The 24598-nt window shown below is 70.0% G+C and carries 16 protein-coding genes; 4 read left to right on the forward strand and 12 right to left on the reverse strand.

Going from position 1 to position 24598, the window contains the following annotated elements:
* Positions 1–122 precede the first annotated feature (122 nt).
* Positions 123–1217, forward strand: coding sequence for an aldo/keto reductase (locus ACQP0U_RS18600; RefSeq protein ID WP_433308718.1), 1095 nt, complete (start codon positions 123–125; stop codon positions 1215–1217).
* A gap of 180 nt (positions 1218–1397) precedes the next feature.
* On the opposite strand, the gene ACQP0U_RS18605 is transcribed toward ACQP0U_RS18600, so the two are convergent.
* The 4 genes from ACQP0U_RS18605 to ACQP0U_RS18620 form a co-directional block, all read right to left on the reverse strand.
* The gene (locus tag ACQP0U_RS18605) at positions 1398–2366 is read right to left on the reverse strand and encodes an alpha/beta hydrolase (RefSeq protein WP_433308720.1); all 969 of its coding nucleotides are present in this window, start codon (positions 2364–2366) and stop codon (positions 1398–1400) included.
* A gap of 75 nt (positions 2367–2441) precedes the next feature.
* Entirely contained in the window at positions 2442–3089 is a 648-nt protein-coding gene (locus ACQP0U_RS18610) for an acetyltransferase (protein ID WP_433308721.1), read from the reverse strand.
* Between the two features lie 406 nt (positions 3090–3495).
* Positions 3496–4695, reverse strand: a complete 1200-nt coding sequence (locus ACQP0U_RS18615) for a low temperature requirement protein A (RefSeq protein WP_433308723.1) — start codon at positions 4693–4695, stop codon at positions 3496–3498.
* Positions 4696–4810: 115 nt separating this feature from the next.
* A complete protein-coding gene (locus ACQP0U_RS18620; protein ID WP_433308725.1) occupies positions 4811–6352 on the reverse strand; it encodes a flavin-containing monooxygenase in 1542 nt (513 codons plus the stop codon).
* A 234-nt stretch (positions 6353–6586) separates the two neighbouring features.
* Here ACQP0U_RS18620 and ACQP0U_RS18625 point away from each other — a divergent pair, with 234 nt between their 5' ends.
* A complete protein-coding gene (locus ACQP0U_RS18625; protein ID WP_433308727.1) occupies positions 6587–7540 on the forward strand; it encodes an AraC family transcriptional regulator in 954 nt (317 codons plus the stop codon).
* Between the two features lie 72 nt (positions 7541–7612).
* Here the strand turns inward: ACQP0U_RS18625 and ACQP0U_RS18630 are convergent, their stop codons facing one another.
* Positions 7613–9595, reverse strand: coding sequence for a pectate lyase family protein (locus ACQP0U_RS18630; RefSeq protein WP_433308729.1), 1983 nt, complete (start codon positions 9593–9595; stop codon positions 7613–7615).
* A gap of 834 nt (positions 9596–10429) precedes the next feature.
* Here ACQP0U_RS18630 and ACQP0U_RS18635 point away from each other — a divergent pair.
* Positions 10430–12046, forward strand: coding sequence for a family 16 glycoside hydrolase (locus ACQP0U_RS18635; RefSeq protein WP_433308731.1), 1617 nt, complete (start codon positions 10430–10432; stop codon positions 12044–12046).
* Between the two features lie 124 nt (positions 12047–12170).
* Positions 12171–14687, forward strand: coding sequence for a pectate lyase family protein (locus tag ACQP0U_RS18640; RefSeq protein ID WP_433308733.1), 2517 nt, complete (start codon positions 12171–12173; stop codon positions 14685–14687).
* 206 nt (positions 14688–14893) lie between these two features.
* On the opposite strand, the gene ACQP0U_RS18645 is transcribed toward ACQP0U_RS18640, so the two are convergent.
* From ACQP0U_RS18645 to ACQP0U_RS18675, 7 genes are all read right to left on the reverse strand, one after another.
* Entirely contained in the window at positions 14894–16330 is a 1437-nt protein-coding gene (locus ACQP0U_RS18645) for a rhamnulokinase (protein ID WP_433308735.1), read from the reverse strand.
* A complete protein-coding gene (locus ACQP0U_RS18650; protein WP_433320937.1) occupies positions 16330–18363 on the reverse strand; it encodes a bifunctional aldolase/short-chain dehydrogenase in 2034 nt (677 codons plus the stop codon). Before ACQP0U_RS18650 ends, ACQP0U_RS18645 begins: the two co-directional genes overlap by 1 nt.
* 37 nt (positions 18364–18400) lie before the next feature.
* Entirely contained in the window at positions 18401–19582 is a 1182-nt protein-coding gene (rhaI, locus tag ACQP0U_RS18655) for an L-rhamnose isomerase (RefSeq protein WP_433308737.1), read from the reverse strand.
* A gap of 65 nt (positions 19583–19647) precedes the next feature.
* Positions 19648–20733 carry a rhamnose ABC transporter substrate-binding protein gene (gene rhaS / locus ACQP0U_RS18660; RefSeq protein ID WP_433308739.1) on the reverse strand — a complete coding sequence of 362 codons (1086 nt, stop codon included), beginning with the start codon at positions 20731–20733 and terminating at the stop codon, positions 19648–19650.
* Positions 20734–20771: 38 nt separating this feature from the next.
* Entirely contained in the window at positions 20772–21827 is a 1056-nt protein-coding gene (locus ACQP0U_RS18665) for an ABC transporter permease (protein WP_433308741.1), read from the reverse strand.
* A complete protein-coding gene (locus tag ACQP0U_RS18670; RefSeq protein ID WP_433308743.1) occupies positions 21817–22878 on the reverse strand; it encodes an ABC transporter permease in 1062 nt (353 codons plus the stop codon). Before ACQP0U_RS18670 ends, ACQP0U_RS18665 begins: the two co-directional genes overlap by 11 nt.
* The gene (locus ACQP0U_RS18675; RefSeq protein ID WP_433308745.1) at positions 22875–24398 is read right to left on the reverse strand and encodes a sugar ABC transporter ATP-binding protein; all 1524 of its coding nucleotides are present in this window, start codon (positions 24396–24398) and stop codon (positions 22875–22877) included. The genes ACQP0U_RS18670 and ACQP0U_RS18675 overlap by 4 nt, the downstream gene beginning before the upstream one ends.
* Positions 24399–24598 lie beyond the last annotated feature (200 nt).

A 24598-nucleotide genomic window follows, 5' to 3' on the forward strand; every position in this document is an offset into this window, starting at 1 on the left:
GCCTGGACCTGTGGGCCCAACCATATCCCCGCTTTTGGACTTGCAGGTCCATTTTTGCCGAGCAAAGGTCTGGAACGCGGCGGTCCGCAGCGGGCCGACACCACGATCGGGAGGGCACCACGATGAACCACTACTACCTGCTCGGGCGGTCCGGTCTGCGGGTGAGCCGGCTGGCGCTGGGCACTATGAACTTCGGCGTCGACGGCTTCCACGCCGCCTACGGCAAGACCGAGGAGGAGGCCGAGCCGATCTTCCGGCAGTACCTGGAGGCAGGCGGGAACTTCATCGACACGGCGGACTTCTACACCGCCGGGGAGAGCGAGAAGATCCTCGGCCGCCTGATCGACAGGGCCGGCGTACGCGAGCGGCTGGTGCTCACCAGCAAGGCCACCAACACCGTCGACCCGTCCGACCCGAACGCCAGCGGCAACGGTCGCAAGCACATCATGCGGGCCGTGGAGGCGTCGCTGCGCCGGCTCGGCACCGACTACATCGACCTGTACCTGCTGCACACCTGGGACCGGATCACCCCGATCGAGGAGGTCGTGCACACCTTCGACGACCTGGTGCGCTCCGGCAAGATCCGGTACGCCGGGCTCTCCGACGTGCCGGCCTGGTACGCGGCCCGGGCGCAGAGCTACGCCGAGGCGCACGGGCTGGCCCCGATGATCAACGTGCAGTTGCCGTACTCCCTGGTCACCCGGGACATCGAGGCGGAGCACGTGACGATGGCCCAGACCCTGGGCATGGGGCTCACCGCGTGGAGCCCGATCGGCGGGGGTCTGCTCAGCGGCAAGTACCGGCGGACCGGCGAGGGCATGAGCGGGACCGGCCGCCTGACGAACCCCGACGCCGCAGGGCGGGAGATCAGCCCCGGCGACTGGCAGGTGATCGAGGCGTTGGAGAGCGTGGCCGCCGACCTGGGTCGCAGCATGGCCCAGGTGGCGATCAACTGGGTGGCCACCCAGCCCGCTGTCGGTTCGGTGGTCATCGGGGCGAGCAGTCCCGAACAGGTCGCCAGCAACTTCGGTGCGCTCGACTTTGAGATCCCGGCCGACGCCCGCCGCCGGCTCGACGAGGCAAGCGCCCCGAAGGTCCCGCTGCTCTACTCCATGTTCACCCCGCAGTACCAGTCCTGGGTGGTGAGCCCCGGCCTCGGCATCGGCGACAAGCCGGCCGGCTACGCCCCGCCAGTGTTCAACGCCGCCGCAGCCTAGGACCGCACGCGCGGCAAGACCGCGCCCAACCACGCCCCCACCCCCGCCTCCCTGCCTCCCCGCCCCGCGCCCCTCGCCCCGCGATCTTGCACTTTCTGTCCCGACATAAGGGGCATACCACTCATACCGACAACCACAAGTGCAAGATCGGCGGGGGCGGGGCGGGGTGGGGCGGCGGGGCTACTGGCGGATCGGCGCGTCGCCCGCCGTCGCACCCTCGTAGAGCGCGACGTACCGCCGGCGCCACTCGTCGCCCTCGACGCCGAGGGCGGCGAGGTTGAGGGTGTTGTGACCGACGCCCAACCCCTCCGGCAGGGTGCACACCCGCAGCGGTATCGCGTTCGCGTCCGCGATCCGACGCGGCACGTTGACCGCCGCCCCGAGGTCCACCACGCCGTCGAGCGGGCTGATCGCGACCGCCGCGGTCCGCAGACCGGCCCGCCGGGGCGGATTCGGGAGGCTACGGGCGATCGTCAGGTACTGGGTGACGGCGGCGAGGGAGTATCCGCGCGACGTGACGCGGTCCCGGAGGATGCGGCGCCCGTACAACACGATGAGCGGCCTGACCACGTAGGCCGGCGCCTGGCGACGGTCCGGGCCGAAGAACGGCGACAACAACAGCAGATGCCGTACGACGTTGCCGGGCACCTGAGCCAGCCAGGCGGCCAGCACCGCGCCGCCGGAGATCCCCACGACCCCGACCTCGTCGCCCAGGGCCGACGCGACGGCCCACCCCTGCGCGGCGTACGTCGTCAGCTCACCGGCCTCGACCCGGTGGTGGGCCCGCCGATCGACGGTCCCGTGCCGGGGAGCCCGGGGGATCCAGACGTTGTACCCCTTGTCGAAGAACTCCTCGGCCAGCCCCACGTACTGCTCGGGCGCGAGGGTGTATCCGTGCAGGAGCAGCACGGCCCGGCCGGTACGGGAGCCATGGCTCAGCAGGCGGCTGCGCGACTCCGGCCTGATCTCCGGATCGGTCGCCTCGGCGGCGATGACGGCCTCGGCGGCACGGGTGGCCGTGTCGAAGTCGAGCGGCCGGGCCGGCGCGACCCGTAACCCACGGCGACCCACCGGCCAGAGGTAGAGCCCGGCGACCGCCGCCACTACCAGCGCCAACCCGCCGCCGAGAAGCGCGATGATCTCCGGCATGGTCAGATGCTGACAGGGGTCCGGGTCGGCGCTGGCCGAGGGGGTGCGCCCGGGTGACCGGGCGCACCCGGTCGGCTATTCCTGGCTGTTCGGCGGCGCGAAGACGACCCGGGAGCGCAACTGCCGGAAGCCGGTCCGCTCCAGCTCCGCCAGGACCGTCACCCGGTGGGCGTCCACGTCGGCGATGACCTCGCGGGCACCGTCGGCCTCCAGCACCCGGACCGCCTCGGCCAGCAGCTCGGGCCGGGCCGCCTCGTCGAGGAGGCCGAGATAGGCGAGCAGGGGGTAGCAGGCGTCCCCAAACGTGCCGACCAACCCGACCGGCATCCCGCCCTCCAGCGCGATGCGCCATCTCGCGGTGGCGTCCCCCAGCCAGGCCAGCGGGTCGGTGGCGAGGTCGACGCCCCCGACCGCGCGGGCGATCTCGACGCCGGTCAGCACGTCCGGCTCGGCGATCCTGGCCACCAGGGCGTTGATCTCCGCCACGTCGACGGGTGGACGGAAGTCGTACCGCCCGGAGGACGCCGGCAGGGGTGTGCCCGTCCAGGAGCACCGCAGCCGCTCCCCCCGCTCGACCAGCCCGGCGAGCCGGGCGGCCTCCATGGGTGCCCGCACCACACCCAGCACCTCGGGCCGACGCCGCCAGTGCGCCGGCAGGGCGGCGTAGTACCGACCGGGACCGCCCAGCGCCTCGTGGGCGGCGCGCAGCAGCTCGGCGCCCACCTCCGGCTCGGCGTCCAGATCGAACCGGTCCAGCCAGGGGCACCCACGGCGCCCGGTGGGAGGAGCCAGGCGGCCCGGCCGATCACCCGGCCGGCGCGCAGCGCGACCCAGGTGGTCTCGGGCCGGTAGCCGCCGCCGGCGACCCCGTCGGCGTACGCGACCTGGCGCAGTTGGGGCAGCGGATCGGGCATGGAGTCGAACAGGTTTTCCTCGCCCGCGACGAGCGGACGGATGGCCAGATCAGTCATGGGGTGGTCCTCCGGGTGGCGAGCGCCCCGGGTCAGATCCGCGCGGACGCCGGAGCGCGGAGGGGGCGCAGAACATCGGACATTGTTCTGACCTCCTTCCAGCTCGACGGCGTGCCCGCCGACCATACGCGGAGTGGTCGCCGGCCCGCAATGGATCGTCACAGCGTCGGGTTGGTCTCCGACCCACGCTTGTGGGCTTGCTGGTCGAAGACGGTGATGCCGGCCAGGATCACCGCCGCGACGGCCGCCACGGCGACCGGCGGGAGCAGCACCATCGCCGGGGCCGCCACGACCAGCGCCACCGCGCCGAAGTACAGCGCCCGACAACGCGGCGCGGACCGGCCCTCCTCCTCCAGGAAGCTCCGCCCGATCAGGAACAGCACCGGGCCGCCGAAGATGATGGCAACCAGAGCCCAGTCGATCGGCGGGTGTGGGTCCTCGATGACCTGTCCGAAGCCGACGGCGGTGCAGATGATGCCGCCGACGATCAGCAGCAGGCTGTAGCTCGCCCAGCGCGACAGCTGGATTCCCTCCCCGCTCGACGTCGAGGCATGGCCGGACCTGACGTGGTAGAAGTAGATCCGCCAGAACGAGACCACCGCCACGAACGAGGCGACGAGGGTGATGGTTCCGGCGGTCGAGAAGCCCGGGAAGCTGACGGCCGCGCCGGCTTCGAGCACCACCTCGGCGAGAGCGATCATGAAAAACTGGTTGTACCGCTCGGCGAGATGCTCCTGCGAGACGGTGACCCCCAGGCTGTTGAGCTGTCTCCCGCCCATCCGGGGAAGGGGGTAGGTGGTGGCGGCGCCGATCATCTCGATGGCGAGAGCGATGGTCCAGAAGATGCCTCGACCGAGGCCACCACTGATGCCGCCACTGATCCAGAGCACTCCGGACGCCAGGTGCCAGGTCAGCACCCGCAGCGAGAACACGTGAACCGCGTGACCCCGCAGGGCGAACGCCAGGACGAGGGGTCGGCCGACCTGGATGACGACGTAGGTGCAGGCGAAGACGACGCCGCGTTGGCCGAAGGCCTGCGGCAACGTGACTGCCAGCACCAGCGTGCCGAACATCGTGGCCAGCAGGATGGCCTGCAGATCGGGGCGCCGAGGGTCGTAGGTGCTCGCCAGCAGGGCGTTGAGCGACCAGATCATCCACATCGCCGTGAAGAACAGGACGGTCTGGCCCGCCTCGGAGAGCAGCGTGTGCCGGACGATGGTCAGGTCGTCTGCGACCCGCCCGGCGAGGCGGGCCAGCGCGAAGACGTAGACGATGTCGAACAGCAGTTCCAGGACTGTCGCCGAGCGGGGGCTCTTGCTGTCCCCGAGCCCACGGAAGAACTCGGCGCGCGTCAGCACGGACGGCGAGACAGCTCAGCCGGCCAGGGCCGCCGGCACGGGCACACCACGGTGGTGGCCCTGTTCCGCTGCCATCGTCCCCGAGCCTCCTCGCCGACCGGTCCCGCCTGATCCGCTATCTACGTACTTTATCCATCTTTATCGGGCCTCCGTCGCTGATGGCGGATACCGGCTCGGCGGTACGCCGGATCATCTGCGCCGTCACCCTGCGGTACGAGCCCGGGTCGACCGGGAACAGCCACTGCCGGGCGCGGGTCAACGAGCCGACGTTGAGCCCCAGGTCGTCGAGCACCTCGTCGATGTTGTGCATCGAGAACGGGATGATGTTCGTGCCGCGAGCGTGCCGTCCCTTGGTGCGCGTCGTCATCCAGAACAGCCGGGCCCGCACCTCGTCGCGCATCCGCACCTCGGTCGGCAGGTTGATGCCGCCCCGCAGGTACGCGGCCGTCCAGACCGCCGCCATCTCCGCGCTGAGCGGGCTGAAGAAAGACGAGTTGTAGCCGGCGAACGTCAGCCGTGGTACGCCGATCGGCAGGATCTGCCGGTAGAGCATGAAGTTGCCGGCATCGTCCTGGAGCCGGGCGTGCAACGCGTCGTCGAGGAACGGCACGTGCTGGCGGAAACCGGTGCCACAGATCACCAGGTCGGCCGGGAGCACCGTGCCGTCGGCCAGTCGGGCGGCGGGCCGGCCGTCGTCGACGAGCAATTCGGTGATCACCTGGTCCCGGTGCACGGCGATGCGGCCGTCGGTGACGCGCTCGAAGAAGCCCTCGGTCGCCAGGCTGACCGTGCTGCGGGCGATGTCCTCGAAGCTGCCGTTGGGCACGAGACCCAGCTCGCGCAGCTTGAACTGCCGGGTCGCGACCGAGCCGACGCTGTCGACCATGCGCTGGCGCAGACCGTTCCCCGGGCCGTGCAGGAACCGCTCGAAGCCCTTCAGGTGCAGGTAGCGGAACAGCGCCTCACCCATCCGGGTGAGCAGCAGATACTTGTAGTTGAGCGCGCCGCCGAGCTTGCGGGGCATCTTCCAGAGCAGTTCGCGAGCCACCACGTGGGTCTGGGCGGCGACCTCGCTCACCGGGACCGCCACGTCGCAGGACGACTTGCCGTACCCGACCACGAGGACGTTCTTCCCTCGGGCCGCCTCGATGTCGTGGAACTCCCCCGTCGCCAGTACGCGCCCCCCGGCGGCGGCGAAGCTCGCCTGCCCGTCGAAGGACGGGACGAGCGGGTCGGAGAAGATGCCGTTGGCGACGATCAGATGGTCGTACCGTTCCACGGTCAGCGGGTCCTGGGCGCCCGCCGGCCGCGACGTCACCAGCCACCCGGTCTCGTCGTTGACGAGTTCGGCCGAGGCGACCTCGGTGGACAGGCGCAGCGCGTTGGCCAGCCCGAACTTCTCCACGTAGCTCTCCAGGTACCGCTGGACCTGCTCGCCGGACGGCCACTGCGGGTAGTGGGCGGGCATCGGCAGGTCGGAGAGGTGGTAGGTGCCCTTGTCGTTCTGGGTGTGCAGGCCGGGGTAACGCCTGGTACGACTCCACACCCCACCGACGTCGGGCGCCCGCTCGAACACTGTGACGTCGAATCCGCTCTGCCGCAGCACCTTCGCTGCGCTCACACCGGCGAATCCGGCACCGACGACGGCAATCCTCATGGTCTCCTCCGTAGGCCGTGAATTCCTGCCGAGAAACCGCCGACGCTGACCGCCCGCGGTGCTCGCACGCTAGCGAGCAGGACGGGACTGTCGCTATCCGCGCGACGCGGGCGGTATCCGCAGTACGCAGCCGGACCGTTTTCCTGTCGGGTCGACGGCTTTCGGGTCTGCTCCGGTCCGTGCACGCCTTACGGTCAGCGCGACGGGACGCCCGGGAGGTGTCGGATGGATGCGGTGACGGTCCGGACCGAGGACGTCGACCGGGCTCGCGCCGAGGTGGGTCGGGTCTTCTGTCCACACCGGCTCACCCCGCAGGCGGGTGTGCACAGCGTGCGGTTGCGGATGGCGGCTCGCCGGGCGGGCGGGGTGGGTGTCATCGACCTCGACTACGGGCAGGCGGTCCGCATCCAACCTCCCGCGCTGGAGACCTTCTACCTCGTCCAGATCCCCAGCGCCGGCAGCACGCTGGTCCGGCACGCCGGCCAGACCGTGACCTCGACCCCGGACGTCGCCTCGGTCCTGTCCCCGTACGACAGCTCGGACATGCGGTGGTCCGAGGGGTCGCCGCACCGGATCTTCTACGCCGACCGCCGCGCCGTCGACCGGGAACTCGCCCGCCTGCTGGGCCACCCGGTGGACGATCCGGTCCGCCTCGACGTCGGCATGCTCATGACCACGCCGACCGCGCAGGCGTGGGCGCGCGGGGTGGCGTTCCTCGCCGACGAGCTGTCGCAGCCGGCGGACGCGTCCCTGTTCGACCACCCGCAGGTCGCCGCCCGTTTCGAGCAGGGGCTCATCGGCAAGCTTCTGCTGGCCCACCGGCACAGCCACTCCCACCTGCTGGCCGAGCCGGGCCACCACGCCCACCCCGGTCGACTGGTCCGCCGGGCCTGCGCCCTGATCTCCGAACACCACGGCGAGGCACTGACCGTCGGTGACGTCGCCGAGGCGCTGCGGGTGAGCGTACGAACGCTGCAGGACTGTTTCCGCCGTGAGTTGCAGACCACCCCGACCGCGTACCTGCGGGCCTGCCGGCTCGACGCGGCCCACCGCACGCTCCGCTCGGCCGCGCCGGGGGCGTCCGTGACGACTGTTGCCCTGCAACACGGTTTCGTGCACCTCGGTCGGTTCGCGACCGAGTATCGAACGCGATTCGGGGAGCCACCGTCCGCGACCCTGCGTCGCTGACCGGGCCGTCCCGCGTCATACCGTCCCGGCGTGCGCCGGGGCACCAGCCGAGACGGTACGACACTGAGAGCGTCAGGTCAGCCGACCGATCCCAGCACCCGCGGTGACAAGTGCCGGAACATTCGCCGCCGGGTCCAGCTGGTACGGGTAGTAGGTACGCGGCTCGACAACCGTGCCGGCGGTCTCGGGCTGGCCGGAGTTGACGAAGACGTTGCCGCGCTGCACGGCACGGCCGGGCCCGCTGTCGGCGTACCCGCTCGCGGAGTGCAGCGGGTACGGGACGTCCCGGAAGTAGTTGCCCTCCACCAGGACACCAGCGTTCTCGGTCGACGCCACGCCGTACAGGGCGTTGCCGAGGAAGTAGTTGTTGTAGACGTGCACCGGATCGCCGAACCGGACCCGGGGATGGCGTTGGCGGCTGTGGTCGAAGAAGTTGTGGTGGATGCTCACCTTCAAGTGCCCGATGTCGGTGGACGCCGCGCCGTCGGAATGCCCGATGAGCATGCTCTTGTCGGCGTGATCGAAGTGGTTCCAGGAAACCGTCACGTAGTCGGCACCCCGCACGATGTCGACCGAGCCGTCGATTGCTCCAGCGAAGCGATTGTGGTCGATCCAGATGTGGTGGGAGTTCTGGCCGACGTTTATCGCGTCGTCCTCGGCCTCGGTGAAGTTGATGTTGCGGACGATCACGTTGTAGGACCGGTAGAAGTCCAGCCCACCCCCGGTGATCTCGGCGTTCCCGACGCCGATGATTGTCTTGTGCGGCCGCACCCCCTGCTTGCTGCTGATCCGGATCACGCCGCTGACCTGGATGACCATCGGGCCGATGGTGTCGATGTAGTCGAGGAGGTCCGCTGCGTTGGTCGCGGTGACCACGGGCCCTCCGGCGCCGCCGGTCGTACCGTTCTGGCCGAGCGCGGCGACACTGGCGAACCCGTCCGGTTGGCCGGACGGCACCGCGCTCGACGAGGCGACGGCGAGTGTCGACGACAACTTGCCCACCCCCGCGCCGGCCGGAACCGTGGTCGGGACGTCGGCGGCGGGGGTGAGCTGATAGGGGTAGTAACCGCGTGGGTCGGGAACGGTGCCGCGGGTCTCGATCGGGTGGTTGCAGGCCACGAGGATGTTCCCCCGCGCCACGATCCGGCCCAGATCGCCACTGAAGTCCACCCGGCCGGGGTTGTTCACGGAGTAGAAGTAGTTGTTCTCCATGAGCACGGCGGCGTCGTAGGTGGACGCGACCCCGTAGCTGTTGTCGTAGTAGTAGTTGTTGTAGACGTGCGCCAACGCGGAGAACCGTACCCGGGGGTTGCGCTGGTCGGAACGGTCGAAGAAATTGTGGTGGTAGGTGACCCGCAGCCGGCCGGTGTCCTGCGGTCCGGCGTCCTCGTCATGGCCCAGCAACAACGTCTTGTCGTGATCGTGGAAGTGATTCCAGGAGACGGTCACAAGATCGGATCCCCGTTTGATGTCAACCGCACCGTCGTCGCCATTCGAGAACTCGTTATGGTCGATCCAGATATGGTGGGAGAACATCTGCACGTTGATCAGGTCGTCGCTCGCGCCGGTCAGGTGCAGGTTGCGAATGATGATGTTGTGTACGGCGTTCGCGGGCGGAGCGACGACGTCGTCGTCGACTGGCACACCGATGTTCAACCCGCCGCCGGAGAGCGTGGCGGTGGCACCGAGGCCGACGATGGTCTTGTCCGAGGCGACGTCGTACATTCCGTCGCTACTGCCGGCGGGCAGGTTGATGGTGCCGGCGACCTGGATGACATAGGGGCCCGGCCGCGCGATGTAGTCCAGGAACTGGGCAGTGGTGGTAGCCGTGACGGTGGGTCCACCGGCCCCGCCGGTGGTGCCGGCCTGGCCGAGCGCGGCGACGCTGGCAAAGCCGTCAGCGGGCCCGGCCACAGCATTTGTGGCCGGGTCCACCGACCCGTCGGCAGGGGTGGCTTTGGCCAGCCCAGGCGGAGTGAGCAGGACGGTGGCGAGGCCGACGGCGGCGAGTGACCACCAGCGCGACGGGATGCGGCGAGCGGGCGTGGAGAGCATCTGACTGCCTTTCGCGGGACGGATCGCGGACCCGGGCGGGGGGGGGTCCGACGGGCCGCGGCGGCGAGCCGAGCCGTCCGCGACGCCTGGACGTCGGCGACACGAGGCATGGGCGAGCGCCGGATCGGCCGGCGATCCGTAGCGGTGGGTGCGGGGTCGGAAAGCGCTTTCCGGCACCCATGCTAGGCATCACGGTTAATTCATGTCAATCGACGGATCATGATTTACTGCAAACGATTGCCGCATCGATCATGGACTACGTCTCTGATCTAGTAGCCCCCGAGGGCTGTCGCGGCGACATCCTCCATCACCAACTCGGATAAATGCCGCAAGTGCACCACTGGGCATTGACGATGGTCTCGGTTCCGTGCTTACTTCGCTGCAAACCTTTGCAGGTCTGGAGGGTGCGCGCACCGGTGCCGGTCCGACCCGTCGGTCGAGGTCTCCTCGCCCCACGCCGGCCACCCGCCCACCGGGTGAGCCCGCGCCACGTCGACACCCGCCGAGGCCAACGATTGGACCTGTGACACCGATAGCTCGACCGATCTCGGAAAGAGAGCGTTGGGCATCGACAACTGAACACCAGTAGCCGCGTGAATAGCACCCGGCGACCGCACAGAACGGGCAAGATCGTTCGGTGAAAACCGGACCGAATGCCTGCCGACTCGACCGCCAGCGGCCGAGCAATAAGTGTTGCCCAAATAGCCTGCAACATACCTGCACATCCAATTCATTGACTCTCGCCAGTGCGTCTCCCTACCGTTCGTGTATGGCTCATTTCTTAGCCGTTACGGCATCGGAAATCTGAGACCGCCACCACCAGGGAGGTTCACGATGACATCAATGACACCTCGGGGCCGGCCGAGGCCGCGGCTGATCGCGGCGGCGCTCTCCGTCGGAGCTCTCGCCGCCACAGCGGTGCTCATCGCCACCCCGCCCGCCTTCGCCGACACGCTGCTCAGCGACGACTTCTCCGACGGAAACTCGACCGGCTGGTCGCGGTCGGGAGGCAGCTGGTCGGTGGTGACCGACGGTTCACTGGTCTTTCGGCAGTCCGGCACCAGCAGCGACGCCCGGGCGTTGGCCTCCGCCCCGGGCTGGGCGGACTACGGCGTCCAGGCGCGGGTCAGACCCACCGGGTTCGGCGGCACGAACCGGCACGTCGGGGTGATCGCCCGGGCACAGAACAGCAGCAGCTACTACGCGTTGGCGGTCACCGCCAGCGGCGGCGTCCAACTGCTCCGGCGGGCCGGTGGAGATCCGGTGGCGCTCGACTCGGCCGCCGGTGGCGTGACCACCGGCAGCTGGGCCACGCTGCGCCTGGAGGCCGTGGGCTCGACACTGCGGGGCTACGTCAACGGCGCGTTGGTGGTCGAGGCGACCGACAGCGCGTTCGCCGCCGGCCGCGCGGGGCTCGCCACGTCGTACGCCAGCGCCTCCTTCGACGACGTCCGGGTGGACACCGAGACCGGAGCGCCCGGGGAGCCGCCGGGCGAGCCGACACTGCCGCCCACCGAGCCGCCACTGGACCCGGGCGCACCGCCGATCGGCTTCGCGTCGGTGAACGCGCTCGGCCAGAACGGCACCACCGGCGGCGCGGGTGGTCCGACCGTCACCGTCGACACCGCCGCCGAATTCCTCGCCGCGATCGGCACCGCTGGCGCTTTGAACATCCGGGTCAACGGTGTGATCGCGCTACCCGGTCCGATGCACGACGTCACCTCGGACAAGACGATCGTCGGCGTGGGCGCCGGGTCGGGCATCACCGGCGGCGGCCTCAACATCGGCCTGCCGGTGAGCACCGCGACCAGCCCACCCGCCAACGCGGTGCACAACGTCATCGTCCGCAACCTGAACTTCCGCAACACCGTGGACGACGCGATCAACGTGCAGATGTTCTCGCACCACATCTGGATCGACCACAACGACCTGGCGTACGGCTACGACGGGCTGATCGACATCAAGCGCGGCGCCAGCTACGTCACGGTCTCCTGGAACCACACCCACCACCACACGAAGAACATGCTGCTCGGACACGACGACAGCAATGCCGCCCAGGACACCAGCTATCTCAAGGTGACCTACCACCACAACTGGTTCGACCGGACGCCGCAGCGCAACCCGCGGGTCCGCTTCGGCGAGCCGGTGCACGTGTTCAACAACTACTTCGTTTACAACACCGACGTCGGGGTCGCCTGCCAGCTCAACTCCGGTTGCGTGGTCGAGGGCAACTATTTCGAGGACGTCGAGGTGCCGTGGTCGATCAGCTATGCCGGGTCCAAGGGTCGGCTGATCGCCCGGAACAACGTGCTCGCCGGCACCAGCGAGCCGGGTGACGCGGGTGGCTCCGTACAGGAGCCGAGCACCTATTACCCCTACACCGTCACCGATCCGAGCACGATCAAGTCGGTCGTCTCGGCCGGCTCAGGCACCGGAAAACTCGGCTACTAGCAGTGGCGGCGGGGCCGGGCGACCAGCACCGGCCCCAGCACCAAGGGACGACGCCACGCCCACACATCGACGCTTGTCGATCGAATGCCCACGTTCCTGGGCAGACCACCACCAAGGAGGTTCCGTGCACACCACCGACACCCGGCGAAGGCATCGCCGAGGTCTCCTGATCACGATCGGCGCGGCGCTCACCGCAGTCGCCCTCGCTCTCGGCATGGGCGCCACCGGCGCTTACGCCGACACCCTCTTCACCGACGACTTCGAGGACGGCAACGCCACCGGTTGGACCGCCTCCGGCGGCAGTTGGTCGGTCGCCACCGACGGCTCCCGGGTCTACCGGCAGTCCGGCACCAGCAGTGACGCCCGCTCGTTGGCCGGCACGGCGAGCTGGACGGACTACTCGGTCCAGGCCACCGCCAAGCCGACCGCCTTCAACGGCTCCAACCGCTTCGTCGCCCTGTTGGCCCGGGCGCAGAGCAGCACGAGCTACTACTACCTTGCTCTGCGCAGCAACAACACCGTCGAACTCAAGCGGCTCAGCGGAGGCTCCAGCACCACGCTGGACAGCGCGGCCGTCACGGTGACCGTCGGCACCACGTACACCCTGCGGATCGACGTCGCCGGCAGCTCACTCAAGGGCTACGTCAACGGCACGCTGCTGACCGAGGCCACCGACAGCCAGTTCGCCAGCGGCCGGATCGGCGTGGCCACCTTCAACGCCAGCGCAAACTTCGACAACGTCCAGGTCACCAGCGCTGCGCCCGGCCCGGACCCGACCGACCCGACGCCGGAGCCGCCCGGCAACCCGGGCCCGAACGTGGCCGACGGCTGGGCCTCGGTCGACGCCTGGGGGCAGAGCGGCACCACCGGCGGGGCCGGCGGCCCGACCGTCACGGTGACCACCGCGGCGCAGTTCATCGCCGAGGCCGCCTCGACCGGCCCGAAGATCATCCAGATCAGCGGGCTGATTTCGCTGCCCGGCCCGATGCACGAGGTCACCTCGGACAAGACGATCGTCGGGCTCGGCGCCAATTCGGGCTTCACCGGCGGCGGCCTCAACATCGGCCTACCGATCGACAACGCGGTCACCAGCCCACCCGCGAACGCCGTCCACAACGTCATCATCCGGAACCTGAACTTCCGCAACTGGGCGGACGACGCCATGAACGTCCAGATGTTCTCCCACCACATCTGGATCGACCACAACACCTGGACCACCGGCTCGGACGGTGGCCTCGACATCAAGCGCGGCTCGTCGTACGTGACGGTGTCCTACAACCACGCCGACGGCACCAACAAGAACATGCTGCTCGGGCACGACGACGCCAACGCCGCGCAGGACACCGGGCGGCTGAAGGTCTCCTACCACCACAACTTCTTCGACGAGACCCGCCAGCGCAACCCCCGGGTCCGCTTCGGCGACCAGGTGCACGTCTACAGCAACTACTACCTCAACACCGGTGACTACGGCGTCGCGGCCACCGAGAACTCCGGCGTGATCGTCGAGGGCAACTACTTCGAGAACGTCGACGACCCGTACCACCTGGCGGAGGCGGACTCCGGCCCCGGTCGGCTCGTCGCCCGCAACAACTGCTTGATCAACTCGGGCACGGGTGAGACCGGCGGCAGCGTGACCAACCCGCCGTACGCGTACACCATCACCACCGCCTGCGACATCAAGGCCGTCGTGACCGCGCAGGCAGGGGTCGGCAAGGTCGGTCTGCCGGGCGGGCCGACCAGCCCGCCACCGACCACCCCGCCACCGACCACCCCTCCCCCGACCACCCCACCGCAGACCGGCCTGGTCGGCTGGGCCACCCAGAACGGCGGCACCACCGGCGGCGCGGGTGGTCAGACGGTCACCGTCTCCGACGGCCCGGCCCTCGCCGACGCCCTGGAGTCGGCATCACCGCTGATCATCCGGGTGCAGGGTTCGCTCACCATGCCGGACACGATGAACGACGTCCGCTCCAACAAGACCGTGCTCGGCGTCGGCAACTCCACGCTGGACAACGGCCTGAACGTCAGCAGCGCCACCAACGTCATCATCCGTAACCTCACCTTCCGGGGCTGGGACGACGACGCGGTCAACGTGCAGAATTCGCGCAACGTCTGGATCGACCACAACACCTTCGACGGCGGCTACGACGGCGCGTTGGACATCAAGCGCGAGTCCGACTTCGTCACCGTCTCCTGGAACCGGGTCACCAACCACACCAAGAGCATGCTGCTCGGCCACGACGACGGCTTCACCGCCGACATCGGGCACCTGCGGGTGACCTACCACCACAACTGGTTCGACGGCAGCAAGGAACGGCACCCCCGGGTCCGTTTCGGTGACCCGGTGCACGTGTTCAACAACTACTACTTCGGCGCGGACTACGGCGTCGCGTCCACCATGGGCGCCGGCGTGCTCGTCGAGAGCAACTACTTCGAAAACGTGACCCGGCCGACCGCGGTCGGCTACGCCGAATCGGAACCGGGCGACCTCGTCCAGCGCAACAACATCTTCGTCAACTCCGGTGCGCCGGAGAGCGCGGGCGACGTCGCCACCATCCCCTACTCCTACCAACTCGACGCGGCCAGCGGTGTGAAGGCGAGCGTCACCGCAGGTGCCGGCGCCGGACGCATCACGGTCTGACCCTTGCTGGGGCGGCGGTCACCGGACCGCCGCCCCACCCCTGCGTGTGCAGCCGGCCGGTCAGACCGCCCGGGCCACGCAGATCCGGGCACCGAGGCGTGGGTCCGCCTCGTCATCGCCCAACGGCAGTTCATCAAGGGCCTCGCCCACACCGGCCTGACGGGTTGACCTGTCGGCCGGGCGGTGCTGAACCCGGGCCGGCAGGCTCAGTCCTCCCAGCCGAGACGTCGGGCAGCGGCCCGCCACGCCAACGCGTCGGCGCGCGGCTCGTACCGCACGATCTGTTGCGTCGCGCGCAGCACCGACCGCAGCTCGGCCAGGCCACCACCGATCACGCCGAGGGCCCGGGCCTGTACCAGGGCGTTGCCCAGGGCCGTCGCCTCGACCGGCCCGGCGAGCACCGGCAGACCGCAGGCATCGGCGGTGAGCTGACAGAGCAGGTCGTTACGGGCGCCGCCGCCCACGACGTGCACCGCGTCGACGTGCTGACCCGAGAGCTGTTGCGCCTGCTGGACGGCGCGCCGGTGCGCCAACGCGAGGCTGTCCAGGATGCACCGGGCCGTGGCCGCCGGGTTGGCCGGCACCGGCTCACAGGTACGCCGACAGGCCTCGGCGATGCGGGCGGGCATGTCCCCGGGTGGCAGGAATGCGGGGTCGTCCGGATCCACCACCGATCGGAAGGCCGGCTCCTCGGCCGCCTGACGGAGCAGGGCGGGCAGGTCGGTGGTGCCCCAGGTCCGCAGTGACTCCTGCAGTGGCCAGAGGCCCATCACGTTCCGCAGGTAGCGGACCGTGCCGTCGACGCCGGTTTCGTTTGTGAAGTTGGCCTGCCGGCTCGGCTCGGTGAGCACCGGGGCGTCCAGCTCGACGCCGACCAGCGACCAGGTGCCGCAGGAGATGTAGGCGAAGCGCTCACCCACCGCCGGTACTCCCACCACGGCCGAGGCTGTGTCGTGCGATCCCACCGCGACCACCTCGGGCGTTCCGGGCAGATCGAGCGTGGGCAGCACGGGGCCGATCCGGGTGCCCGGCTCACGCAGCGGCGGGAACAGCTCACCGCTGATCCCCGCGTCGGCGATCAGGTCCGTGGCCCAGGCGCGGCGACGCAGGTCGTACAGCTGGGTGGTGGAGGCGTTGGTGACCTCGGCGCCGATCACACCGGTGAGCCAGTACGCGAAGAGGTCCGGGATCAGCAACAGCCGGTGCGCGGCCCGCAGCTGAGGCGTTCCGGCGGCGGCGACGAGCTGGTAGAGGGTGTTGAACGGCAGGTGTTGCAGCCCGGTCGTCGCATAGAGCCGCTCCGGGCCGAGCTGCTCGGACACCCGGTCGCCGACGCCCTCGGTACGCCCGTCGCGGTAGTGCACCGGGTTGCCGAGCAGCGCGCCGGTGGCGTCGAGCAAGCCGTAGTCCACCGCCCAGGTGTCGATGCCGAGACCGACGACCGGTCCGGCCGAGCGCAGTCCCTCCAGGATCCCCTGGTAGAGCGCCAGGACGTCCCAGTGCAGGGTGCCCGCCACCCGCACCGGATCGTTGCGGAACCGGTGCGCCTCGGCCAGCTCCAGCGTCCCTGGTCCGACACGCGCGAGCATGACCCGACCGCTGGACGCGCCCACGTCCACCGCGGCCAGTCGCACGGCGGTCATCAGCGGAGGAAGGCCGCGGCGACGCCGGCGTCCACCGGGATGTGCAGCCCCGTGGTGTGCGACAGCTCGCCGCCGGTGAGCACGAAGACGGCGTTGGCCACGTGTTCGGGCAGCACCTCGCGCTTGAGCAGCGTGCGCTGGGCGTAGAACTCGCCCAGCTTCTCCTCCGGCACGCCGTAGACGGCGGCCCGCTGCGCACCCCAGCCCCCGGCGAAGATCCCGGAGCCGCGGACCACCCCGTCCGGGTTGACCCCGTTGACCCGGATGCCGTGGCCGCCGAGTTCGGCGGCGAGCAGGCGGACCTGGTGCGCCTGGTCGGCCTTGGCCGCGCCGTACGCCACGTTGTTCGGGCCGGCGAACAGGGAGTTCTTGCTGGAGATGTAGACGATGTCCCCGCCCATCCCCTGCGCCAGCAGCACCCGGGCGGCCTCCCGGGAGACGAGGAAGGAGCCCTTGGCCATCACGTCGTGCTGGACGTCCCAGTCCGCCTCGGTCGTCTCCAGCAGCGGCCTGGACCGTGAGAGCCCGGCGTTGTTCACGACCAGGTCCACCCCACCGAAGGCGAGCACCGCGGCGCGCAGGGCGTCCGCGACTGCCGTACCGTCGCTGACATCGACGGCGACGGCGACCGCCACGTCGGTGCCGCCGATCTCCGTGGCGACGGTGCCGGCCGCCTCGGCGTCGCGGTCGGCGACCACGACACACGCGCCCTCCGCGGCGAGCCGGTGGGCGATGGCCCGGCCGATGCCGGAGCCACCACCGGTGACGAACGCGACCCGCGTGGCGAGTGCCTTCGGCTTCGGCATCCGCTGCAGCTTCGCCTCCTCCAGTGCCCAGTACTCGATCCGGAACTTCTCGGCCTCGTCGATCGGCGCGTAGCGCGACACGGACTCCGCGCCGCGCATCACGTTGATGGCGTTGACGTAGAACTCGCCGGCGACCCGGGCGGTCTGTTTGTTGGCACCGAAACTGAACATGCCCACGCCCGGCACCAGCACGATTGCCGGGTCCGCGCCACGCATCGCGGGGCTGTCCGGGCCGGCGTGCCGCTCGTAGTAGGCGCGGTAGTCGTCACGGTAGGCGGCGTGCAGCTCGGTGAGGCGGGCGAGCACGGCCTCGACAGGGGCGGCCGGCGGCAGATCGAGCACCATCGGACGGACCTTGGTCCGCAGGAAGTGGTCCGGGCAGGAGGTGCCGAGGGCCGCGAGCGCGAGGTGCTTCTCCCTCGCGACGAAGTCGAGCACCACGTCACTGTCGTCGAAGTGGCCCACCTGCGACCGGTCGGTGGACGCCAGACCCCGCAGCACCGGGAACAGCGCCGCCGCCCGACGCCGACGTTCGTCAGGTGGCAGCGGCTCGTAGCCGGCGATGACCGGGCCGAGCGGTTCGGCCCGGCCCCGCTCGTCGAGGAACGCCTGTGCCTTCCGGATCATCTCCAGCGAGTTGCGTTCGCACTCGTCGCTGGTCGCGCCCCAGGCCGTGATGCCGTGCCCGCCGAGGATCACACCGATCGCGCGGGGGTTGGCCCGCGCCACCGCGGCGATGTCGAGGCCGAGTTGGAAGCCGGGACGCCGCCAGGGCACCCACAGCACCCGGTCGCCGAAGATCTCCTTGGTCAGCTCCGGCCCGTCCGCGGCGGCGGCGATCGCGATCCCGGCGTCGGGGTGCAGATGGTCGACGTGCGGGGCGTCGACGAGGCCGTGCATGGCGGTGTCGATGGACGGCGCGGCGCCGCCCCGGCCGTGCAGGCAGTAGTCGAACGCGGCCACCATCTCGTCCTCCCGCTCCACGCCGGGGTAGACGTCGACGAGGGCGCGGAGCCGGTCCAGCCGCAGCGCGGCCAACCCGGGCGGAGTGAGCGTGCCGAGGTCACCGCCAGAACCCTTGACCCAGAGCAACTCGACCGGACCGCCGGTGACCGGGTCGGTGGCCGCACCCTTGGCCGAGGTGTTGCCGCCGGCGTAGTTCGTTGTGGTCGGGTCGGCACCGAGCCGGTTGCTGCGCGCGATGAGCGCCTGTACCTCGGATTGCATCGTCCTCACGTCCCCAGTCTGCGTGTCTGAACGGCGGTCAGGCGCCCCAGCCGGCCTGCTGGCCGTCGGCGCGTTCGACGCGGATCGTGTCGAAGTAGCCGGAGCGGGCGTACGCGGCCATCGGGTCCGGGTCCAGGCCCGACTCCGCGCGCAGGTCGGCGAGCAGCGGCCGGACGTCGGTGTTGTACGCGTCCATCAGCACGGCGTTGGCGGCGAGCACGTCACCGCTGCGCTGTGCGGCGGCGAGAGCGTTCGCATCGACGAGCAGCGCCTTCGCCGTGGCCTCCTGCACGTTGAGCACCGAGCGGATGATGGCGGGGATCTTCGCCTCGATGTTGTGGCACTGGTCGAGCATGAACGCGATGCCGGCCTCCGGTGCCAGCGCGTCGCCACGGACGATCTCGTACATGATCCGGAACAGCTGGAACGGGTCCGCCGAGCCGACCATCAGATCGTCGTCGGCGTAGAAGCGCGAGTTGAAGTCGAACGCGCCGAGCTTCCCGACGCGCAGCAGGAACGCCACGATGAACTCGATGTTCGTACCCGGTGCGTGGTGGCCGGTGTCGATGACCACCTGCGCCTTCGGACCCAGCTCCAGGCAGTGCGCGTACGCGGTGCCCCAGTCCGGCACGTCGGTGCTGTAGAACGCCGGCTCGAACAGCTTGTACTCCAGCAGCAGCCGCTGGTCGTCGCCGAGCCGGTCGTAGGTTTCGCGCAGCGCCACCGCGAGCCGGTCCTGCCGGGCGCGGATGTCGTCCTGGCCCGGGTAGTTGGTGCCGTCGGAGAACCAGAGCTTCAGGTCGCGGGAGCCGGTGCGGTCCATGATGTCCACACACTCGAGCAGGTGGTCGATGGCCTTGCGGCGTACCCCCGGATCCGGGTTGGTGACGCTGCCGAGCTTGTAGTCGTTGTCCTGGAACACGTTGGCGTTGATCGCGCCCAGGGCGACACCACGCTGCCCCGCGTACGCGGCCAGATCGGCGTAGTCGTCGACCCGGTCCCACGGGATGTGCAGCGCCACTGTGGGTGCGATGCCGGTGTGCTGGTGGACGACCGCCGCGTCGGCGACCTTCTCGTACGGGTTACGCGGCACCCCCTCCTGGGGGAAGACCTTGAACCGGGTTCCGGAGTTGGCGTACGCCCAGGATGGCGTCTCGATCCGCTGGGACCGCAGAGCCTGCTTGACCCGTTCGAGGGTCTGCGTGTCGGGCAGCGTCATGGTGTCTCTCCCGTCGGCTCCCCCGGTCGGTGCACGGCGCGCGCCGGCACCGACCGGAAGGGCGCTCAGAACTGGAACTGGTCGATGTTGTTCTTGTCGAACACGGTGGGTGGCCCGAGGATGACCACGCCGTCCTTCGCGACGGTGAACTCGCCGAGCTTGCCGGCCTTGAACCTGTCGCCCTCGGCGCCGGTGATCTGACCGGAGGCCAGGGCCGCGCCGGCGTACGCGGCGAGGTAGCCCAGGTCGGCCGGGCTCCACAGGGCGAACGCGTCGACGGTGCCGTCCTTGACGTACTGGCGCATCTGGTTCGGCGTGCCCAGGCCGGTCAGCTTGACCTTGCCCTTGTACTGCGAGCCGCTGAGGTAGCGGGCGGCGGCGGCGACGCCGACGGTGGTGGGCGAGATGATGCCCTTGAGGTTCGGGTAGGACTGCAGCAGACCCTGGGTCTCCTGGAAGGACTTCTGGTCGTCGTCGTTGCCGTACGCCACGGTGACCAGTTTGATCTTGCTGTACTCGGGCTTCGCCAGCTCGGTCTTCATCAACGCGATCCAGGCGTTCTGGTTGGTCGCGTTCGCGGTGGCGGAGAGGATCGCGACCTCGCCGGCACCACCGATCTGCTCCGAGATGAGCTTGACCTGGTTCTCCGCGATGCCCTCGGCGGTCACCTGGTTGACGAAGACCTGGCGGCACTCCGGCTTGGTGTCGGAGTCGAACGTGACGATCTTCGCGCCGGCCGCCTTCGCCTGGTTCAGCGCCCCGCAGATCGCGTTCGGGTCGTTGGCCGAGGTGACGATCACGTCCATACCCTGCTGGGACAGGGTGTTGATGTAGCTGACCTGGGACGAGGCGCTGGCCTCGGAGGGGCCGACCTCCTTGAACTCGCCCTTGATCTCGGTGACCGCGTCCTTGCCGCCGTTGTCCGAGACCGTGAAGTACGGGTTGTTGAGCTGCTTCGGCAGGAAGGCGATCTTGAGACCTGTCCGGAGAGCGGCGTTGGGATTGGCGGCGCCGCTGGCCTGGTTTCCGGTGCCAGCGTCGTTGTCGGTGTCGTCCCGGGTGGTGCCGCCACAGGCCGTGGCGCTGAGCAGCAGTGCGGCGATAGTGAGGCTGGTGGCCCCGACGCGGAGCCCTCTGCGGTTCGCGGACATCGTCATCCTTCCGGGGGTGGTTGGTGCGCGGGGGAACGTCACGACGCGGCGGGCTGCCGCTGTCGTCGACGGTGCAGCCGGGCGCGGAGGTCCGCGGCGGCATTGGGCAGTACGACGGATGCGACGAGCAGGGTGCCGGTGACGATCGTCAGCGCGTTGGCGTCGACGTCGGCGAGTTGCAGTGCGTTGCGCAGGACTCCGAGGAGCAGGACGCCGGCCAGCACACCGAGCAGAGCACCCCGGCCACCGAAGATCGACACGCCGCCGAGCAGGACAGCGGTCACCACCGTCAGCTCCAGGCCGGTGGCGTTGTCGCCGCGGGCGCTGGCATAGCGCAGGGTCCAGAAGATGCCGACCAACCCGCAGACGGCACCCGAGACCACGAAGAGCCAGAACTTCGTCCGGGCGACCGAGACACCGGTGAACGTCGCGGCCTGGTCGTTGTTGCCCATGGCGTACAGCGCCCGGCCGGCCGGCGTGGCGTGCAGCACGACAGCGAAGACCACCGCGAGCAGCAGCAGCGGCACGACCACGACCGGAACGGAGGTGCCGGGGATGGTGCGCACGATGGCGGCCGTCCAGCCCGCGGGGAAGTCCGCGACGGCCTGGTCGCCGAGCACGACGAAGGACAGCCCGCGGTAGAGGGCGAGCGTGCCGATGGTGACCGCCAGCGACGGCAGGCCGAAGCCGGTGACGAAGAGGCCGTTCACCGCGCCGAGCACGGCCCCGAGCAGCACCACGAGGACGCAGATCAGCTCCAGGGACAGCCCGCTGGAGAGCCAGAGCTGGCCCATCAGGGTGCTGCACAGGCCCACCATGCTGGCCACCGAGAGGTCGATCTCCCCAGTGATCACGATCAGGGTCATCGGTAGCGCGATGAGCGCCAGCGGCACCAGATCGAGCAGCAGGAACTGGGCGTTGCGACCGGTGGCGAAATTGTCCACGGTCAGGCCGGCGACCACCACGACCACCACGAGAGCGGCGACGATCACCGCGTCCCAGGAACCGAGCAGTCCGCGCAGGCTGGCGATGCGGCCCGCGCCGGCCTCGGCCTCGGCGGTGGGCGGTGCCGCGTACAGGCTGTCATGCGCCATGGGCGCTTCTCCCTCGGAGCCGGGCCGCCACCCGCAGAGCCAGGACCCGATCCAGCCCGATGGCGGCAAGGATGAGTGCGCCGACCACGGCCTGCTGCCAGAACGGGTCGATGCGCAGGACAGCGAGTGAGCTGCCGATCGTGGTCAGCAGCACGGCGCCGAGCGCCGCACCGTAGGCACTGCCGCTGCCGCCGAAGATCGCCACTCCGCCAACCACGGCCGCGGCGACGACCTGGAGCTCCAGACCTGTGCCGGCGGCCGCGTCCAGCGTGCCGAACCGGGCCGCGTACAGGACACCGGCGAGGCCGGCGAGCGCGCCGTTGGCCACGAACACGGCGAAGACCCGCCGACCCACCGGGATGCCGGAGAGGCGCGCGGCGGCCGGTTCGGAGCCGATCGCGTAGAGCTCCCTGCCGCTGCGGTAGGACCGCAGGTAGAAACCGATCACTGCCACGACGCCCAGGGCGACGAGGAAGAGCACGGGTACGCCGAACACCGTCTGGTTGCCCAGCCGCAGGAACGACTGTGGCATGTCTGCGGCGTTGATCTGCCGCCCGGACGCCCAGTAGTAGTCGACGCCCCGGAAGACGTAGAGGGTGCCGAGGGTGATGACCAGGGCGGGCACCCGGGCCACCGCGATCAGGCCGCCGTTGACGACCCCGCACAGCGCGCCCAACGCGACGCCCAGGACGAGCGCCACCGGCCACGGGGTGCCGGGGGCGGAGACGAACAGCGTGCCGGTGGCGAAGGCGACCAGGCCCAGGATCGAGCCGACGGAGAGGTCGACGTTGCGGGTGACGATGACCAGGGTCTGGCCGACCGCCAGGATCACCAGGATCGCGCAGCCCAGCAGGAGGTCCTTGACGCTCTGGCCGCTCAGGAATCGGTCGTTGCGCAGGGTCGTGACCAGGACCAGCAGGCCGAGCGCGATCAGCAGGCTCAGCTCGCGTACGGCCAGCAACCGCTCGGCGAGGCCACGGCGCTGCCGGCCGGGGCCGGTCGGGGCGTGCCCGGCGGTCTGGTCGGGCGCGACAGCGTCGGTGCGGCTCATGCGGTCGCTCCCTGACCGGTGGCGGCGAACATGATGGAGGTTTCGTCCGCCTCGGCCCGGGACAGCTCGCGGACCAGTCGCCCCTCGTGCATGACGAGAACCCGGTCGGCCATGCCGAGCACCTCGGGCAGTTCACTGCTGATCATCAGGATGGCCAGACCCTCCCCGGCCAACTCGGAGAGCAGGCGGTGCACCTCAGACTTGGTCCCGACGTCGATGCCACGGGTGGGCTCGTCGATGATCAGGACCCGTGGTTCGGTGGCCAGCCACTTGGCGAGCACGACCTTCTGCTGGTTGCCCCCGGAGAGGGTCGCCACGGCCGCACCGAGCCGGGCACCCTTCACCTGCAGCCGCCGCGTCCAGTGGTGGGCCTCGGCGCGCTCGGCGCTTCCGAGCAGGAGGCCCAGCCGGCTCAGCGCCCGGCGGCGGGCCAGGGTGGCGTTGCGCTCCACCGACAACTCCATCACCAGGCCCTGCTGCCGACGGTCCTCGGGGACCAGCGCCATGCCGGCGACGATCGCCCGACCCGGGTTCCCGGCCGGGACAGCCCGGCCGGCCAGCAGCACCGCACCCGTGTCGTACCTGTCGACGCCGAAGACGGCGCGGGCGACCTCGCTGCGCCCGGCCCCGACCAGCCCGGCGAGGGCGACGATCTCTCCACCCCGGACGGAGAAGGACACGTCGGTGAAGACCCCGGCCCGGGTCAGCCCACGGACCTCGAGCAGCGTGTCCCGCACCTCGGCGTCCTGCTTCGGGTAGAGCGAGGAGACGTCCCGACCGACCATGCGCCGCACCACCTCGTCGACGGTGAGATCGGTCGCGGGGTCGCTGGAGACCCAGGTGCCGTCACGGAGCACTGTGATGCGGTGGCACAGCTCGAACACCTCGTCGAACCGGTGCGAGATGAACAGCACCGCTGCCCCGCGTTCGCAGAGCGCGCGGGTGACCGCGAACAGGCGCTCGACCTCCACACCGGACAGCGCGGCCGTGGGTTCGTCCATGACCAGGACCCGGGCGTCGAAGGAGATCGCCTTGGCGATCTCGACGAGTTGCTGGTCGGCGATGGAGAGCCCGCGTGCGGGGCGGGTCGGGTCGATCCGGACGCCCAGCCGTTGGAAGAGTGCCGCCGCGTCGCGGTTCATCGTCGCTGTGTCGATGCGGCGCAGACCGCGAAGCGGTTGCCGGCCCATGAAGATGTTCTCCGCCACCGACAGGTCCGGAAAGAGCGTCGGTTCCTGGTAGATGACGGCGATGCCGGCGGCTCGGGCGTCACCGGGGCCGCGAAGGCGCAGCGGCTGCCCGTCGAGGGTCATCTCGCCGCAATCCGGGTCGTGTGCGCCGGCCAGGATCTTCACCAGTGTGGACTTGCCGGCGCCGTTCTCGCCGACCAGGGCGTGCGCCTCGCCGGAGTGCAGCGCCAGGCGCACTCCGCGCAGCGCGGCGACGGCCCCGAAGGACTTCGTCACGCCGTCGAGTGCCAGCAGCGGAACGCGGTCCGTGTCCGGGGCTCCGGCGGTCATCCGACCCCCTCCTGAATCGTTTCATGCATCGCCCTGGACCGTAGGGGCCGGCCTTCCAGAGCGTCAAGAGTTTCACTGCCATTTCTTCCCTGTTGCCACACCAGGCCGAATAGATGAAACGTTTTAGCCGCTATAGACTGCCAAGGCGACCTGGCCGTGCCGCCCCACCGCGTGGGTCCGCTACCACCGCACCGAGCATC

The sequence above is a fragment of the Micromonospora sp. CA-269861 genome, assembly GCF_050948505.1.
Classification (GTDB): Bacteria; Actinomycetota; Actinomycetes; order Mycobacteriales; family Micromonosporaceae; genus Micromonospora.

Excerpts from the sequence above, each read along its gene's own strand:
- ACQP0U_RS18645 (WP_433308735.1), bottom strand. The coding sequence starts at position 16,330 with ATGACCGCCGTGCGACTGGCCGCGGTGGACGTGGGCGCGTCCAGCGGT.
- ACQP0U_RS18665 (WP_433308741.1), bottom strand. The coding sequence starts at position 21,827 with ATGGCGCATGACAGCCTGTACGCGGCACCGCCCACCGCCGAGGCCGAG.
- ACQP0U_RS18605 (WP_433308720.1), bottom strand. The coding sequence starts at position 2,366 with ATGCCGGAGATCATCGCGCTTCTCGGCGGCGGGTTGGCGCTGGTAGTG.
- rhaS (WP_433308739.1), bottom strand. The coding sequence starts at position 20,733 with ATGTCCGCGAACCGCAGAGGGCTCCGCGTCGGGGCCACCAGCCTCACT.
- ACQP0U_RS18670 (WP_433308743.1), bottom strand. The coding sequence starts at position 22,878 with ATGAGCCGCACCGACGCTGTCGCGCCCGACCAGACCGCCGGGCACGCC.
- ACQP0U_RS18620 (WP_433308725.1), bottom strand. The coding sequence starts at position 6,352 with ATGAGGATTGCCGTCGTCGGTGCCGGATTCGCCGGTGTGAGCGCAGCG.
- rhaI (WP_433308737.1), bottom strand. The coding sequence starts at position 19,582 with ATGACGCTGCCCGACACGCAGACCCTCGAACGGGTCAAGCAGGCTCTG.
- ACQP0U_RS18630 (WP_433308729.1), bottom strand. The coding sequence starts at position 9,595 with ATGCTCTCCACGCCCGCTCGCCGCATCCCGTCGCGCTGGTGGTCACTC.
- ACQP0U_RS18650 (WP_433320937.1), bottom strand. The coding sequence starts at position 18,363 with ATGCAATCCGAGGTACAGGCGCTCATCGCGCGCAGCAACCGGCTCGGT.
- ACQP0U_RS18635 (WP_433308731.1), top strand. The coding sequence starts at position 10,430 with ATGACATCAATGACACCTCGGGGCCGGCCGAGGCCGCGGCTGATCGCG.
- ACQP0U_RS18675 (WP_433308745.1), bottom strand. The coding sequence starts at position 24,398 with ATGACCGCCGGAGCCCCGGACACGGACCGCGTTCCGCTGCTGGCACTC.
- ACQP0U_RS18600 (WP_433308718.1), top strand. The coding sequence starts at position 123 with ATGAACCACTACTACCTGCTCGGGCGGTCCGGTCTGCGGGTGAGCCGG.